Origin of the sequence: Brevundimonas sp. NIBR11 (assembly GCF_027912535.1) — a bacterium.
GTDB lineage: Bacteria > Pseudomonadota > Alphaproteobacteria > Caulobacterales > Caulobacteraceae > Brevundimonas.
In genome coordinates this window covers 1,411,102-1,426,109 of sequence record NZ_CP115465.1, presented here as the reverse complement: position 1 = coordinate 1,426,109, position 15,008 = coordinate 1,411,102, and the positions used below count along the sequence as shown (strand labels likewise).

At 67.7% G+C, this 15,008-nt stretch carries 14 protein-coding genes, 1 tRNA gene and 1 riboswitch; of the genes, 12 read left to right on the top strand and 3 right to left on the bottom strand.

The features are described 5' to 3' along the window. Window positions 1–12 precede the first annotated feature (12 nt). Window positions 13–426 carry a preprotein translocase subunit SecG gene (gene secG, locus O5O43_RS07080; RefSeq protein ID WP_271086197.1) on the top strand — a complete coding sequence of 138 codons (414 nt, stop codon included), beginning with the start codon at window positions 13–15 and terminating at the stop codon, window positions 424–426. A gap of 145 nt (window positions 427–571) precedes the next feature. Beyond that, window positions 572–2,221, top strand: a complete 1,650-nt coding sequence (locus tag O5O43_RS07075) for a CTP synthase (protein WP_271086196.1) — start codon at window positions 572–574, stop codon at window positions 2,219–2,221. A gap of 3 nt (window positions 2,222–2,224) precedes the next feature. On the opposite strand, the gene O5O43_RS07070 is transcribed toward O5O43_RS07075, so the two are convergent. After that, window positions 2,225–3,094, bottom strand: coding sequence for a crotonase/enoyl-CoA hydratase family protein (locus O5O43_RS07070; RefSeq protein ID WP_271086195.1), 870 nt, complete (start codon window positions 3,092–3,094; stop codon window positions 2,225–2,227). 89 nt (window positions 3,095–3,183) lie between these two features. After that, window positions 3,184–4,626, bottom strand: a complete 1,443-nt coding sequence (locus O5O43_RS07065) for an aldehyde dehydrogenase family protein (protein ID WP_271086194.1) — start codon at window positions 4,624–4,626, stop codon at window positions 3,184–3,186. A 543-nt stretch (window positions 4,627–5,169) separates the two neighbouring features. Next, window positions 5,170–5,376, top strand: a riboswitch (cobalamin riboswitch). Window positions 5,377–5,528: 152 nt separating this feature from the next. On the opposite strand from O5O43_RS07065, the gene O5O43_RS07060 reads away from it, so the two are divergent. The 5 genes from O5O43_RS07060 (at window position 5,529) to O5O43_RS07040 (ending at window position 10,669) form a co-directional block, all read left to right on the top strand. After that, a complete protein-coding gene (locus O5O43_RS07060) occupies window positions 5,529–7,490 on the top strand; it encodes a TonB-dependent receptor (RefSeq protein WP_271086193.1) in 1,962 nt (653 codons plus the stop codon). Window positions 7,491–7,750: 260 nt separating this feature from the next. Then, complete coding sequence (locus O5O43_RS07055) at window positions 7,751–8,044, top strand: cob(I)yrinic acid a,c-diamide adenosyltransferase (RefSeq protein ID WP_271086192.1); 294 nt, start codon at window positions 7,751–7,753, stop codon at window positions 8,042–8,044. After that, on the top strand, window positions 8,044–8,919 hold the full coding sequence (locus O5O43_RS07050) for an ABC transporter substrate-binding protein (protein ID WP_271086191.1): 876 nt from the start codon (window positions 8,044–8,046) through the stop codon (window positions 8,917–8,919). Before O5O43_RS07055 ends, O5O43_RS07050 begins: the two co-directional genes overlap by 1 nt. Next, window positions 8,916–9,902, top strand: coding sequence for an iron ABC transporter permease (locus tag O5O43_RS07045; RefSeq protein ID WP_271086190.1), 987 nt, complete (start codon window positions 8,916–8,918; stop codon window positions 9,900–9,902). The genes O5O43_RS07050 and O5O43_RS07045 overlap by 4 nt, the downstream gene beginning before the upstream one ends. Next, the gene (locus O5O43_RS07040; RefSeq protein ID WP_271086189.1) at window positions 9,899–10,669 is read left to right on the top strand and encodes an ABC transporter ATP-binding protein; all 771 of its coding nucleotides are present in this window, start codon (window positions 9,899–9,901) and stop codon (window positions 10,667–10,669) included. The genes O5O43_RS07045 and O5O43_RS07040 overlap by 4 nt, the downstream gene beginning before the upstream one ends. Before the next feature lie 69 nt (window positions 10,670–10,738). Here the strand turns inward: O5O43_RS07040 and O5O43_RS07035 are convergent. Beyond that, window positions 10,739–10,828: transfer RNA gene (locus tag O5O43_RS07035), tRNA-Ser, on the bottom strand. Between the two features lie 71 nt (window positions 10,829–10,899). Here O5O43_RS07035 and O5O43_RS07030 point away from each other — a divergent pair. From O5O43_RS07030 to O5O43_RS07010, 5 genes are read left to right on the top strand one after another with little or no spacing between them, the layout of a single operon-like run. Then, complete coding sequence (locus tag O5O43_RS07030) at window positions 10,900–11,736, top strand: septal ring lytic transglycosylase RlpA family protein (protein ID WP_271086188.1); 837 nt, start codon at window positions 10,900–10,902, stop codon at window positions 11,734–11,736. Window positions 11,737–11,784: 48 nt separating this feature from the next. After that, entirely contained in the window at window positions 11,785–12,411 is a 627-nt protein-coding gene (gene tmk, locus O5O43_RS07025; RefSeq protein WP_271086187.1) for a dTMP kinase, read from the top strand. Then, window positions 12,408–13,391, top strand: coding sequence for a DNA polymerase III subunit delta' (locus O5O43_RS07020; RefSeq protein ID WP_271086186.1), 984 nt, complete (start codon window positions 12,408–12,410; stop codon window positions 13,389–13,391). The genes tmk and O5O43_RS07020 overlap by 4 nt, the downstream gene beginning before the upstream one ends. Beyond that, entirely contained in the window at window positions 13,388–14,167 is a 780-nt protein-coding gene (locus O5O43_RS07015; RefSeq protein WP_271086185.1) for a TatD family hydrolase, read from the top strand. The genes O5O43_RS07020 and O5O43_RS07015 overlap by 4 nt, the downstream gene beginning before the upstream one ends. Then, complete coding sequence (locus O5O43_RS07010; protein WP_271086184.1) at window positions 14,164–14,964, top strand: MBL fold metallo-hydrolase; 801 nt, start codon at window positions 14,164–14,166, stop codon at window positions 14,962–14,964. Before O5O43_RS07015 ends, O5O43_RS07010 begins: the two co-directional genes overlap by 4 nt. Window positions 14,965–15,008: the final 44 nt, after the last annotated feature.

Here is a 15,008-nt window from a genome sequence, read left to right as displayed (position 1 = left end):
ATGTAGATCGCCATGCTTCAGACCATTCTTCTCGTCGCCATGATCATCATCTCGATCGCCCTGTCCGGGGTGATCCTGCTGCAGCGCTCCGAAGGCGGCGCGCTGGGCATGGGCGGCGGGCCGTCGGGCTTCATGACTGCGCGCGGCGCCGGCAACCTTCTGACCACCACCACTTGGTGGCTGGGCGGCCTGTTCGTGATCTGCGCCATCTCGCTGACCATCGTCGGCAACATGGAACGGGCCAACCGTTCGGTTGTGGACGCGGACGCCGTGGGCTCGATCGCTCTCGACAGCCAGCCCGCCACGGCTCCGACGACCGCTCCGGCCGAAACGGCGCCGGCCGCTCCGGCCGCGCCGTCGCTCGACGACCTGGAAGCCAGCCTGCCGACGGCTGGCTCCACCCCGGCGCCCGCGCCGGAGCAATAGGGTGACGGCGGGGAGATCCTCCGCCTCCCCTCCCGCCCTGATTGCCTCCGCTCCGGACCTGGTCCGGGGCGGAGTTTTGTTTTCAACAGGGGATCGCGAACCGATCCCTTCGGCGGCGCCGAATCAGCGCCTAAGGTGACCTCCCGTGGCTAGATATGTTTTCATCACGGGCGGCGTGGTTTCCTCGCTTGGCAAGGGGCTGGCGTCGGCGGCCCTCGGCGCATTGCTTCAGGCGCGCGGCTACAAGGTCCGCCTGCGCAAACTCGATCCCTATCTGAACGTGGATCCGGGCACGATGAGCCCGTATCAGCACGGTGAGGTCTTCGTGACCGATGATGGGGCCGAGACCGACCTGGACCTGGGTCACTACGAGCGCTTCACCGGCGTATCGGCGGCAAAGTCCGACAACATCACGACCGGCCGCATCTATTCGACCATCCTGGAGAAGGAACGGCGCGGTGATTACCTCGGCGCGACCGTGCAGGTCATTCCGCACGTCACCGACCAGATCAAATCGTTCTGTCTGACGCCGGCGCTGACGGACGAGGGCGAAAATGTCGATTTCGTCCTGGTCGAGATCGGCGGCACGGTCGGGGACATCGAGGGGCTGCCCTTCTTCGAGGCCATCCGCCAGCTGGGTCAGGACCTTCCGCGTGGCCAGTCCTGCTTCGTTCATCTGACCCTGCTGCCGTTCATCAAGACCGCCGGGGAGATGAAGACCAAGCCGACGCAGCATTCGGTGAAGGAGCTGCGCTCCATCGGCATCCAGCCGGACATCCTGCTGTGCCGCTGCGAACAGCCGATTCCGGCCGACGAGAAGCGCAAGATCGGTCTGTTCTGCAACGTGCGGGAGAGCGGCGTCATCCAGGCGATGGATTCGGCCGACATCTACGCCGTGCCGCTGGATTATCACCGCGAGGGGCTGGACACCGAGGTTCTGGCTCACTTCGGCATCATCGATGCGCCCCAGCCCGACCTGACGGGCTGGAACGAGATCGTCCGTCGCCGCCTGCAGCCCGATGGAGAGGTCACGGTCGCCGTGGTCGGCAAATACACGGTGCTGAAGGACGCCTACAAATCGCTGATCGAAGCCCTGCATCACGGCGGCGTCGCCAATCAGGTCAAGGTCAACATCGACTGGGTCGAGGCCGACACCTTCGAGGGCGACCGGCAGGCCTGTGAGGATCGGCTCCAGGGCGCCCACGCGGTCCTTGTCCCCGGCGGCTTCGGCGAGCGTGGGGCCGAGGGCAAGATCGAGGCGGCCCGCTTCGCCCGCGAACGCAACATTCCTTATTTCGGCATCTGCTTCGGCATGCAGATGGCGGTGATCGAAGCGGCCCGGAACCAGGCCGGCTTCCCGAAAGCCTCCTCCACCGAGTTCGGCCCGACCGACGAGCCGGTCGTGGGCCTGATGACCGAATGGACGCAAGGCAACCAGCGGGTCCTGCGCCAGCAGGGCGGCGACCTGGGCGGCACCATGCGTCTGGGCGCCTATGATTCGACCTTGGCGCCGGGTTCGAAGATCGCGGCGATCTACGGCTCGACCGCCATCAGCGAGCGGCACCGCCACCGCTACGAGGTCAACATCAACTATCGCGAGGCCATCGAGGACAAGGGACTGGTCTTTGCCGGCCTTTCGCCCGACGGCGTCCTGCCCGAGACGGTCGAGCGCACCGACCACCCGTGGTTCATCGGCGTCCAGTACCACCCGGAACTGAAGAGCCGGCCCTTCAAGCCCCACCCCCTGTTCGCCAGCTTCATCGAGGCGGCCGTGGTGCAGAGCCGGCTGGTCTGAGTCTTAGGAGAACAGGTCTTCCAGACGGCCGGGCAGGGCGCTGGCCTTGTTGGTGAACACCGGCTTCCGCTTCTCCAAGAAGGCGGCGACGCCCTCTTTGCCGTCTGAGCGGCTGAGGTCGAACATGGCGAGGGTCTCGATCAGATGCGCCTCGACCGGATCGGGCAGAGAGGCGTTCCGGCGCAGCATCTGACGCGTCACGGCCGTGGCGGCGGGCGATCCCTTGATCAGGCGGCGCGCGAAGGCTTCGGCTTCGGCCAGCAACTGATCCGGCTCGTGCACCGACCGGATCAGACCTGCCGCCCTGCCGGTCTCGGCGTCGAAGATGTCGCCTGTCAGGCACCATTCCAGCGCCTGCTGCATCCCGACCAGACGGGGCAGGAAGAAGGTCGAACAGGCCTCAGGCACGACGCCCAGTCGCGCGAAGACGAAGCCCATCCGAGCCGCCGTCGAGGCCATGCGGAAATCCATCGCCAGGGACATGGTCGCGCCCACGCCAACGGCCGCGCCGTTGATCGCGGCGATCACGGGCTTGCGGCACTGATGGATGGCCAGGGTCACCCGGCCGCCCTTGTCGCGGATGAATTCGCGCACATGCGGCTCATCGAACTCCTCTCGAAGCATGGCCAGATCCGGGTCGGCCGTTTCGTCCAGCGCGAAGACATTTCCCTCTCGGGTCAGGTCGGCTCCGGCGCAGAAGGCCTTGCCGTTTCCCGTCACGATCACGGCCCCGACGTCGTCGTTCCGGCTCGCATCACGGAACGCCGCCTCCAACTCGTCGCCCATGGCCACGTCAAAGGCGTTCAGCTGATCCGGTCGGTTAAGCCGGATCCACAGGATGCGGTCGTCGAGATCGAGCTGGAGCGTGGACATGGCGGCGTCTCCGTCAGGGCTAATGGATGTCCGCCTGCACCTCACTTCCGCGCCTGGCAAGCCCGCCAATGAGTTCTGCGCCGGTCCCGCTAGCTCCAGGAGTAGCTGGTTTTGGTCTGGGTGAAGAACTCGACCGCGGCGAAGCCTTGTTCGCGCGCGCCGTAGCTGGACCTCTTCGTGCCGCCGAACGGCACGTGGTAGTCGACGCCGGCGGTGGGCAGGTTGACCATGGTCATCCCGGCCTTGGCGCGGCGCTGGAAGTCGCGGGCGTGCTTCAGCGAAGTGGTGACGATGCCGGCGGCGAGGCCGAACTCGGTGGAGTTGGCGACCGACAGGGCCTCCTCGTAGTCCTTGACCCGTATCGTCGAGGCGACGGGGCCGAAGACCTCTTCGGTGTTGATGCGCATCGACGGATCGGTGTCGGCGATCAGGGTCGGCTGGACGTACCAGCCGGGGGTCGCGAGGCTCAGGCGGTCGCCGCCGGCGACGACGCGGCCGCCGCCCTCGCGGGCGATGTCGATGTATTTGTAGCTCGTCTCCATCTGGTCCTCGGAGACGGCCGGGCCGACCTGTGTCGTGGCATCGAGCGCCGCGCCGACGCGCAGCGACGCAACCTTGTCGGCCAAGGCGGCGACGAACTTGTCGTGGACGGCGTCTGTCACGATCAGGCGGCTGGAGGCGGTGCACCGTTGGCCGGTGGCGTAATAAGAACCGTCGAGCGCGACCATGACGGCGCGGTCGAGATCGGCGTCGTCCAGGATGATCAGCGGGTTCTTGCCGCCCATTTCCAGTTGAACCCGGGCCTGACGCTTGATGGCGCCCAGAGCGACGCCCGCGCCCACGCCTTGCGAGCCCGTGAACGAGATGGCGTCCACATCGCGGTGGTCGACGATCGCTTGGCCCACGCTGCCGCGACCGATAACGAGGTTGAACACGCCCTTGGGCACGCCGGCCTCGACTAGGATGTCGGCGAGCGCGGACGCCGTGGCGGGGGTCAGGCCGGCGGGCTTCATCACCACCGTGTTCCCGAACGCGAGCGCAGGCGCCGCCTTCCACGCCGGGATGGCGATGGGGAAATTCCAGGGCGTGATCAGGCCATAGACGCCGACGGCCTGGCGATAGGTCTGGATCTCGACGCCGGGGCGGACGCTGGACAGATTCTGGCCGTGCACGCGCAGAGCCTCGCCGGCGAAATACTTCAGGATGCGACCGGCGCGTACGGTCTCGCCGATGCCCTCGGCCAGGGTCTTGCCCTCCTCGCGCGAGAGCAGGCGGCCGAGCGTCTCGCGCCGCTCCATGACCAGCGTCCCGGCTCGGTCCAGCATGTCGGAGCGGGCTTCCGGGCTGGCCTCCGACCAGGCGGGGAAGGCGGCCCTAGCGGCGGCGACGGCGGCGTCCACCTCGGCCTGGCCGGCGTCGGGCATTGTGGCGACGCGGTCGTTAGTGTCCGATGGATTCAGTCGTTCGCCGGACCGCGCCACGTTTAAACGCTCGCCGTTGATTAGGTGATTGAGGTTGAGGGTCTCGGTCATGGCGTCGTCCTGAAGGCTTTCCGGCGGTTTAGCCCGACCTTCGCGTTGCGAACACTGAAACGCGCAGCAGGCTGAATGGGCAGCGCAGATATGGCGTGTCGATGAAACTCGGGGCTCTCGATAACGCGCGGCGAATCGATCTTCGCGTCGAATGACGCGGTGCATGGGTGAGGTCCTGCCCGCCACTGGTGCGGACACGCCGGCAACGATCAACACCGTGTTTTCGGCGATCGCGGTCAGATGCTGATGCAGACCGTCGGCGTGATCGCGGCAGCGACGCGCCGACGCATTGTCCGCCGCGACGCCCCAGCCCGCCTCGTTGGAGATAAGCCAGGAGACGCGCTCGACAGGCCCGGACGATGAAGCGAGCCGCTTCAACTTTCGCCTCGTGTCGGCTTCGCCGGCATCTGATTGCTGAGCCAGGGGGTCAGGCAGTCAACGGCGATGTTGTCGGAGCCCAGCCGCTCTTTCCCGATCGCGTCCCGCCCAGCACCAGGGTCGTGGTCATGTGAGGTCTCCATTGCCGATGATGGCGGATTGGCCTAAGGCGACCGCGCGACAGGTTCCCCAGCGATGGGGATTAATAGGGAACTCAGGTGAAACACCTGGGCTGCCCACGCAACTGTAAGCGGCGAGCCCGCGCGTCAACAGCCACTGGATCCAAGGGTCTCGACCCGCGGAACTGGGAAGGCGACGCGCACCGGCGTTGACCCGCGAGCCAGGAGACCTGCCCGTCGCGGTCGTCCTTCGCGCGGACGTGGTGTGCCGAGCGGAACGGGTCTTTCCCGAATGACGACGTCTGTTGGGCCGCGCGCGCCGCGCGGTCGTGACCGGGCGCGTCTCCATGCCCGATCGCGGCCGTTCACGCGCCGGCTCGTTGTCAAACGAGGGATCGGACCCGAATGAAAAATGAACTGGTCACCAGCGCCGCCACGGCCGCGCTCCTGCTCGCCGCCAACGCCGCGAGCGCCCAGACCGCCGCCTCGGCGGCCGATCCGACCTTGCTCGAGGACGTGATCTTGACCGCCAATCGTTCGGCCCAGGCGGCCGATCGCGTCGGCCAGTCGGTTACGGTCCTGACGGCGGAGACCATCGAAGCCAGCCAGACCATCGAGGTCGCGGACCTGCTGATCCGCACCCCCGGCGTGACCCTGTCGCGCAACGGCGGCGCTGGAGCGGCGACCTCGCTGCGCATCCGCGGCGCCGAGACCGACCAGACGGTCGCGGTGATCGATGGCGTCAAGCTGAACGACCCTTCTGGCACCGGCGGCGGCTACAATTTCGGCAACCTTCTGATCGGCGACATCGCGCGCATCGAGGTGCTGCGCGGGGCCCAGTCGACGCTCTGGGGCTCTCAGGCCATCGGCGGCGTGGTCAATGTGGTCACCGCCGAGCCGACGAAGCCCTTCGAGGCGAACCTGTCGGCTGAGGCCGGCTCGCGCGCGACCACTTATCTGCGCGGCGGCATCGGCGGCGCCACCGAACGCGCCACCTGGCGTCTGGGCGTCTCCCACTATCAGACCGACGGCTTCTCGACCTTCGCGCGCGGGACCGAGAAGGACGGCTATGAAAACTTCGGCCTCAGCGGCCGGGCCAATATTCGCGTGACGCAAGGCGTCTCGATCGACCTCAGGGCCGTCTATTCGGATGGCACGGCGGGGATCGACGGCTTCCCCGCCCCGACTTTCGCCTTCGGCGACACCCGCGAGACCTCGCAGACCAAGGAACTGGTGACCTACAGCGGCCTGAACTTCGACCTGTTCGACGGCCGTCTCAGCAACCGCGTCGCGTACGCCTATACGCAGACCGAGCGCCACAACGAGAATCCAGACCAGACCGTCACCCCGGTCACCTTCGACGCCGAGGGCCTGAACAAGCGCTTCGAATATCAGGGCGTCGTCGACCTCCGCGACGGCTGGACCGCAACCTTCGGGGCCGAGCACGAGGACTCGGAGTTCAGCTCCGCCTCGCCATCCTCGTTCACACCGAACCCGACGTCGGCGACAGCCGAGGTCGGCATCGACGGCTTCTATGCCCAGTTGCAATCCGAAATCGTCGACGGACTGACCCTGACCGGCGGCGTGCGTCGCGACGAGCACGACACCTTCGGCGGCAAGACCCTGGGTCAGGCGGCGGCCGCATGGTCGCTGAACGACGGATCGACGATTTTGCGCGCCAGCTTCGGCCAGGGGTTCAAGGCGCCGAGCCTGTATCAACTCTACAGCGATTTCGGGAACACCGGCCTCTTGCCGGAGGAGGCGGATGGTTGGGACGCCGGTGTCGAACAGCGTTTCCTGGAAGGCGCACTAATCCTGTCGGCGACCTATTTCGCCCGCGAAACGACGAACCAGATCGACTTCGTGTCCTGCGCTTCGGCGGCCACGCCGGCGACCGCGCCTCTTTGCTTCCGCAACGGCGTGCGTCGCTCGGGCTACTACAACAATATCGCACTGACCGAGGCCGACGGGATCGAACTGGCTGCGGATTACGAGATCGCCGGCGTCTCGATCCGGGCCAACTACACGAATATGTCGACGGAGAACCGCACCCCGGGCGCGAACCTCGGCAAGACCCTGGCCCGTCGTCCCGACGAGACGGCCAACCTCGTGATCGGCTACGAGTGGCCGTTCGGCCTGTCGACCTCGGTCGCGGTCCGGCATGCGGGCGACAGCTTCGACAACGCCTCGAATGCGACGCGCCTGGAAGGCTACACCCTGGTCGATCTGCGCGCCGCCTTCCCGATCGACGAGACGCTTGAGGTCTACGGCCGCGTCGAGAATGTCGGGGACGAGGTCTACGAGACCACGCGCAGCTACGGCGTCGCGGGTCGCGGGACCTTCGTCGGCGTGCGCGCCCGGTTCTAGCAGGGTTGTCCGGCATGCCGCACGGCGGGAGACTGGTGCAGGCGCGGGCGGAGCCTCCGTCAGCGCCGAGGCTGTGGCGATGCGAGTTGGGCGGATCGGACGCGACGGCGCCTGTCGCGGGACCCCGCCCGGCTGGAGGCGATGCTGGGCCCCGCCGGATTACTGGTGCGCACCTTCGCCTGGGATCCCGAACCGATCCGCTTCGGCTTGCCGGAACGAGAGGATCGGCCTCGACTGCAGGCCGCGTTGGAGTTGCTGTCATGAACGACAAGACCACGGAGGCCGAACACGCCGAGGCGATGAAGGCGCTCGTCGATCCCAGGATCCACTTCGTCCTGCTGGACGAGCTGAATATCGCCTTGCGCTACGACGATCTGCATGTCCATGGCGGGGTTGCCGAACTGGTGGCGCGACCGGAGGGGAAGCATGTCTGCGTCGCGGACCGGAACGCATGGCCGGACCGGCTGGCCTTCGCCGATCTCATGACCGAGACGACCGTTGTGAAACACCCGTTCGATCGAGGTGTGAGAGTTCAGCGGGGGAGCCACTGCTGATGACGATCGACCGGCGCATGGTGATGGCGGGCGGGCTGGCGATGTCGGCCGGCTGCAGCGTCGCGCCCGACCCGGTCGCGAAACCCACGGCGACCGCACGACCGCAGCGGATCGTGTCCATGAACCCCTGTCTCGATGTGATCCTGGTGCGGGTCGCCGACCGCAACCAGATCGCGGCCTTGAGCCATTATGCGCGCCAGGATTACGGCTCCACCATCGCCGACATCGCCCGGACCCTGCCCTTCACCTACGGGACGACGGAAGAGGTGCTGGCGCTGCAACCCGATCTCGTCATGGCCGCCCAGCATTCGTCGTCGGCGACCCTCAATGCGCTGGGCCGGCTGAAGATCCAGACCGCCCTGTTCGGTGTGCCCGAGAGTGTGGCCGAAAGCCTCGACCAGGTGCGCGAGGTTGCGAGCGTGGTCGGTCACCCGGAGCGGGGCGAGGCCTTGGTCGTCGAGATCGAGGCCGCGATCGCGGCCGCCGCCCCGCCGCCGGGGTCCACGCCGCCGTCGGCGCTCGTCTATCTGCCCGGCGGGTTCGCCTCCGGACCGGGCACGCTGATGGACGAGATGATGACGCGGGCGGGGTTGCGGAACGCGGTCGAACGCTACGGGCTGACGCGGACCGGCAATGTGCCGCTGGAGCGGGTCATCGCGGATCCGCCCCAAGTCATGCTGTCGGGGGAAGCCTATCCCGGCGCGCCCAGCTGGGCGGAGCGCATCATGGAGCATCCGGCTTTGAGCCGCGTGGCCGACCGGATGCAGAAGGCTGTCTTCCCGGAGCGACTGCTGTTCTGCGGCGGCCCTGTCCTGATCCAGACGGCGGCGGCGCTGGCGCGCGCCCGCGACGCCGCACTCGCGAGGCGCGGATGAAGCGAGTCAGCGGACCCCATCTGTATGTACTGTTGATCGCCCTGCTGATCCTGCTCTCTGGTCTCAGTTTGATCGTCGGCAAGGTCTGGGCGCCGTTCAGCGCCTGGACCCAGCCCGAGGCGGATCCCCGCTGGGCCATTGTCTTCGAACTGCGCTTGCCGAGGACGCTCCTCGGGCTGTTCGTCGGCGGCGCGCTCGGACTTTCTGGCGCGGTGCTGCAGGGCTATACGCGCAACTCCCTGGCCGATCCCGGCGTGCTGGGCGTGTCGTCGATGGCGGCGCTGGGGGCGGTCCTGACCCTCTACTACGGCGTCACGGCCTATGCGCCCTGGGCCCTGCCGATGGCGGCGATTAGCGGCGCCTTGATCGGCGTCGGCGTGCTGATGCTCCTTTCGGGGACGGCGTCCAGCCTCGTGACCTTCGTGCTCGCCGGCGCGATCCTGAACATCCTGTCGAGCGCCGGGGTGTCCCTGGCTTTGTCGCTGGCGCCCAACCCGTGGGCGGTCAACGAGATCGTTGACTGGCTGATGGGATCACTGGCGGATCGCAGTTTCGAGGAGGTGCGGATGGCGGTCCCGCTGATCGTCGTCGGTTGCGGGTTGCTGCTGACCACCGGCCGGGCGCTGGACGCCCTGACGCTGGGCGAGGTCGGGGCGCGGTCGCTGGGCATCTCGATGCGGACGACGCGCTGGGCCATCGCGCTGGGTGTCGGTCTGGCGGCCGGCGCCAGCGTCGCGGTGACCGGAGTGATCGGCTTCGTCGGCCTCGTGACGCCCCACCTGTTGCGACCGCTCGTCGGCGCGAGGCCGGGCGCCCTTCTGGTCCCCAGCATCCTCGGCGGGGCCGTGGTGGTGCTGGCGGGAGACCTCCTCGTGCGCCTGACCCCTGCCGCGGCCGAGGTGAAGCTGGGCGTCGCCATGGCCGCCCTGGGCGCGCCATTCTTCCTGATCCTGTTGCTTCGTCTGCGGAGGAAGATCGCATGAGCATCCTCGCCTGCACGGATCTGTCGGTCGCGCTCGGCGGCGTGCCGATCTTCTCCGGCATCGACCTGACCCTCGAGGCAGGAAAGGTCGCCGCCGTCATCGGCCCGAACGGCGCCGGCAAGTCGACCCTGCTTTCCTGCCTCGCGGGCCTGCGAGACGCCACCACTGGACAGTCGACCCTGGACGGCGTCGCCCTGTCGACCATGAGGCCTCGCGACCGTGCGAAGCGTCTCGCCTTCCTGCCTCAGACGCCCGAGATCGCCTGGTCAGTCGAGGCGCGGACCCTGATCGAACTGGGTCGTACCCCCTTTATCGGCGCGCGCGGTCAGGCAGCTGTAGACCGTGAAGCCGTCGACCGCGCGATGGCGGCGGCCCATGTCGAGACCTTCGGGAACCGGGTCATCGACACCCTGTCGGGGGGCGAACGGGCGCGGGTCCTGATCGCGCGGGCCCTGGCCGGAGATCCGGAATGGCTGCTGGCTGACGAGCCTCTGACAGGCCTCGACCCGGCGCACCAGCTCGACGCCGCCGCCTTGTTCCGCGGTCTGGCCGACGAGGGCCGGGGCGTGCTCGTGACCCTGCACGACCTGTCGCTGGCGCTGCGTCTCGCGGATCGCGTTCTGGTCCTGGCTGAGGGAGGGATCATCGCAGACGAACCGCCCGCCAGCGCCCTTTCGCCCGAGGTGTTGAAGCGCGCCTATGGCGTCGAGGCGACCCTGACCCAAGGTCCGGGCGGCCCTCTGGTCGATGTGATCCGGCGCGCGTAGGGAGGCCGGCGCCGAAGCCGGTCTGGGCGAAATATTCGAGCTGGACTCGCGCCAGGGCCATTGCGTGGATGGCGGACAGGGTGGGATTCGAACCCACGGTAGGCTTTCACCTACGGCGGTTTTCAAGACCGCTGCCTTAAACCACTCGGCCACCTGTCCGGCTGGAGAGGGGGCATAGCAGCGCATCCTCCGTTAACCAAAACGGAAATCGGGTCGACGATGATTTCGTCATGTCGATTTCGCCCGTTCTCCTTCGCCGCGCCTCCCGTGTCGCCGCGGTTTCCGCCGTCACGGCTCTCCTGGCCGCATGCGCCAGCGCCGGGGCTACAGGCGGACTCACGAGGACGCCGAGCGAGACGCGCATCGCGGAGGCCGCGCCCGCGGTCACCGACCCCGCGCCGATCGTGTCTGGCACCATGCGCCGCTATCAGGTGCGCGGGCGCTGGTATCAGCCGGAAGAACAGCCGAACTACGACGAGGTCGGGCTGGCCTCCTGGTATGGCGACCAGTTCAATGGGCGGCCGACCTCGACGGGCGAGCGGTTCGACATGCACGCCCTGACCGCCGCCCATAAGACCCTGCCGCTGCCAGGTCTGGTGGAGGTGACCAATCTGGCCAACGGCCGCCGGGTCGTCCTGAGGGTCAACGATCGCGGGCCCTTCGTCGATGGGCGCATCATAGACCTGTCGCGCGGCGCGGCCGAGGCCCTGGACCTTCTGTCCCGCGGCGTCGGCGAGGTGCGCGTCCGCTATTTGGGCCGGGCGCCGCGTCTGGGCGGCGGCACGGTGATACAGACGGCCGAGGCTGCGTCGCCGCCACCCGTCGTCGCGCCGCCGGTCTCGGCGGACCAGAGGTACTGGATCGAGGTCGCTGCGTATCGCGATCAGCCCCAGGCCCAGGCCATCGCCGGCAGAATCGGTCGTTCGGCGCGGGTCCAGGCGGCCAGCGACCAGTCGATGTTTCGCGTCCTCCTGGGCCCGTGGAACGACGCCAACGCCGCCGAACGGGCCCGTCAGTCGGTCCTGGCCGACGGATTCGGCGGCGCTCTGTTGATATCGGCGCGATAAGCCGTCTCGACCCTTGGCCCCAGCCGTCCGGGCCGCCATTGTGCGCCGGTGACCCGAGGAAAATTCATTACGCTTGAAGGCGGGGAGGGGACCGGCAAGTCCACCCAGGCCGCCAGACTGGGCGCTCGCCTCAAGGCGCGTGGCGTCGACGTCGTGCACACGCGTGAGCCCGGCGGCTCGCCCGGCGCCGAGGAGATTCGCCACATCGCCCTGAACGGGGACGCGGCCCGCTGGTCGCCCCTGACCGAGACCATGCTGATGTTCGCCGCCCGCAGCGACCATCTGGAAAAGACCATCCGCCCGGCGCTGGCCGCCGGTCGCTGGATCGTCTGCGACCGCTTCGCCGATTCCAGCCGGGCCTATCAGGGCGCGGGCGGCGGAACCCCGGCGGACTTTATCGAGGCGCTGGACGCCGCCATCGTCGGCGCCGACCAGCCGGATCTGACTTTGATCTTCGACCTGCCGGTCGAGGTCGGGCTGGAGCGGGCCCTGGCGCGGGGCGCGGCGGAGACTCGGTTCGAATCCAAGGGGCTGCAGTTTCACCGCCGCCTGCGTGACGGCTTCCTGTCGGTCTCGGCCCAACATCCCGAGCGCTGCCGGCTGATCGACGCGACGGGCGAACCCGACGTGGTCGCCGAGCGGGTCTGGCGCGTCGTCGAGCCCATCCTGCCGTGAGCGAGCACCCGCGGGAACGGTTCGACCTCATTGCGTCGCTGGAGGCGGAGACGGCCTTCGTCGACGCCCTGTCGCGCGGTCGCCTGCACCATGCCTGGCTGGTGTGCGGGCCCGAGGGTCTGGGCAAGGCGACCTTCGCCTATCGCGCCGCACGACGTCTGCTGGGCGCGGCCCCGGACCCGTCGCGCGGTCCCCTCGGGGCGCGGCCGCAGGACCCGGTCAGCCAACTGATCTCGGCGCAGTCCCACCCCGATCTTCTGGTTCTTGAGCGCCTGGTCGACGGCGGCAAGACCAAGAAATCCATCTCTGTCGATCAGGCGCGCGACCTGCCGGAGTTCTTCGCCAAAAGCCCTTCGCGTGCCGCCTATCGGGTGGCTGTCATCGATGCGGCGGACGACCTTAATCTCAATGCCGCCAACGCCTTGTTGAAGGTTCTGGAGGAGCCGCCTGAACGCGGGGTGCTGTTTCTGATCGCCCACGCGCCGGGGCGACTCTTGGCCACCATCCGCTCGCGCTGCCGTCGCCTGACCTTCCAGCCATGGGCGGAGTCCGAGGTCGCCGGCCTTCTGGCGCGCCAGACCGAACTGCATCGCGACGAGGCCGTGCGCATCGCCGGCATGGCCAGAGGCTCGCCGGGTGCGGCCCTGTCGCTGGCGACCACGGCCAATCTGGAACTGGACCGGCTGGCGCGACGCTGGGTCGATGAGGGCCCGGTCGATCGCGCCGAGGCCTTGTCGGTGTCCGACGGTTTTCGGGGCGCCGAAGGACAGGCGAAGTTCGAAGCCCTGCTGGATCGATTGGCGGCGGCCGTGAAGGCGAGGTCGCTGGACACGGCGGGGCAGGGGGCCGCCTGGGCCGATCTGTGGACCCGTCTGACCGAGGCGCCGGACCGGGCGGCGGCGATCAACCTCGACAAGGCTGACCTGCTGGCTGGGGCGCTGGCCGATCTGGCGCGCGTGAAACGGATGGCCGGCGGATGATCATCGACAGCCACGTGAACCTCCACGCCGTCCAGTTCGACGAGGACCGCGACGACGTCATCGCTCGGGCCCGCGAGGCCGGCGTCCAGATGATGGTCGAGATCTCCGACAAGCTATCGACCTTCGAGGCCACCCACGCCCTGGCCATGGCGCACCCCGACATCTGGTGCACCGTCGGCGTCCATCCGCACGAGGCCAAGGACCACACGGCCATGACGGCGGAAGACCTGATTGCGTTGTCGCACCGACCGCGCGTCGTCGGCATCGGCGAATGCGGCCTGGACTTCCACTACGACTTCAGCCCGCGCAATCAGCAGGCCGAGATCTTCAGAACCCACATCAGAGCCGCCCAGGCGACGGGCCTGCCGTTGGTCGTGCACACGCGCGAGGCCGACGACCAGATGGCCGCGATCCTTCGCGAAATGCAAGTCGAGGCGCCGTTTCGATTCCTCATGCATTGCTACACATCGGGCGCGCAACTCGCGCAACAGGCTGCGGAAATGGGCGCGTGGTTCTCGGTCTCTGGAATCGCTACCTTCAAGGCCGCCGAGGACGTGCGTCAGGTAGTCCGGGCGATGCCGGCCGACCGGATCATCGTAGAGACCGACTGTCCCTACCTTGCGCCCGTGCCGCATCGGGGCCGTCGCAATGAACCGGCCTACATTGGCCATGTGCTCCAGGCGCTGGCCGACATTCGCGGCTGGGAGCGGGAGGAGGCGGAGGCCAGGACGACAGACGCCTTCTTCAACCTGTTCGACCGGATCCCGAGGCCGTGAGCGAGTTGGAGATCACCATCCTAGGCAGCGGCTCGTCCGGCGGCGTGCCGCGCGGGGACGGCGACTGGGGCGCGTGCGATCCCGCCGAACCGAAGAATCGCCGTAGCCGCTGTTCGGCCTTGGTCCGGCGACGCGGTCCCGATGGCGACACGACCGTACTTATCGATACATCTCCCGATCTTCGCGAGCAGATGTTGAAAGCCGATGTGAAGTCGATCGATGCGGTTCTGTACACCCATGACCATGCCGACCAGACCCACGGCATCGACGATCTGCGGGTCTTCGCCGTCCGTCGGCGCCAGCGGATTCCCGCCTGGATGGACCAGGCGACGCGCGACGCGCTGACGCCGCGGTTCCCGTATATATTCGAAAGCCAGCTCGGCTATCCGGCTATTTTGGAGCTGAAGGACATTCCGGTGCACGGCGTCGGCTGGTCGATCGAGGGTCCGGGCGGCCGGGTTCCGGTCGTGACCTTCGATCAGGGCCACGGGCCGATCCGGTCAGCCGGCTACCGCATCGGGCCTGTGGCTTACTCCAGCGATATCGACGCCCTTGACGATGCGGCGTTCGACGCGCTGGTGGGCTGCAAGCTCTGGATCGTCGATGCGCTGCGCTGGACGACGCATCCGACCCACAGCCATGTCGATCGGACGCTGGAATGGATCGCGCGCAGCGGCGTTGAGAACGCCGTGCTGACAAACCTGCATATCGATCTCGATTACAACGCCTTGTCGGGGCTTCTTCCGGCCAATGTCAAAGTCGGTTTCGACGGCTGGAACGCCCAAACGCCCCTCTGACCACACTAACCCATGCCAAAGATTTCGCATAATATATCTTAGGC

What these genes read in the sequence shown, in the direction of transcription:
- O5O43_RS07045 (WP_271086190.1), top strand. Translation starts at nt 8,916, where the DNA reads ATGAAGCGAGTCAGCGGACCCCATCTGTATGTACTGTTGATCGCCCTG.
- O5O43_RS07050 (WP_271086191.1), top strand. Translation starts at nt 8,044, where the DNA reads ATGACGATCGACCGGCGCATGGTGATGGCGGGCGGGCTGGCGATGTCG.
- O5O43_RS07070 (WP_271086195.1), bottom strand. Translation starts at nt 3,094, where the DNA reads ATGTCCACGCTCCAGCTCGATCTCGACGACCGCATCCTGTGGATCCGG.
- O5O43_RS07065 (WP_271086194.1), bottom strand. Translation starts at nt 4,626, where the DNA reads ATGACCGAGACCCTCAACCTCAATCACCTAATCAACGGCGAGCGTTTA.
- O5O43_RS07030 (WP_271086188.1), top strand. Translation starts at nt 10,900, where the DNA reads ATGTCGATTTCGCCCGTTCTCCTTCGCCGCGCCTCCCGTGTCGCCGCG.
- O5O43_RS07055 (WP_271086192.1), top strand. Translation starts at nt 7,751, where the DNA reads ATGAACGACAAGACCACGGAGGCCGAACACGCCGAGGCGATGAAGGCG.
- O5O43_RS07040 (WP_271086189.1), top strand. Translation starts at nt 9,899, where the DNA reads ATGAGCATCCTCGCCTGCACGGATCTGTCGGTCGCGCTCGGCGGCGTG.
- O5O43_RS07060 (WP_271086193.1), top strand. Translation starts at nt 5,529, where the DNA reads ATGAAAAATGAACTGGTCACCAGCGCCGCCACGGCCGCGCTCCTGCTC.
- O5O43_RS07015 (WP_271086185.1), top strand. Translation starts at nt 13,388, where the DNA reads ATGATCATCGACAGCCACGTGAACCTCCACGCCGTCCAGTTCGACGAG.
- secG (WP_271086197.1), top strand. Translation starts at nt 13, where the DNA reads ATGCTTCAGACCATTCTTCTCGTCGCCATGATCATCATCTCGATCGCC.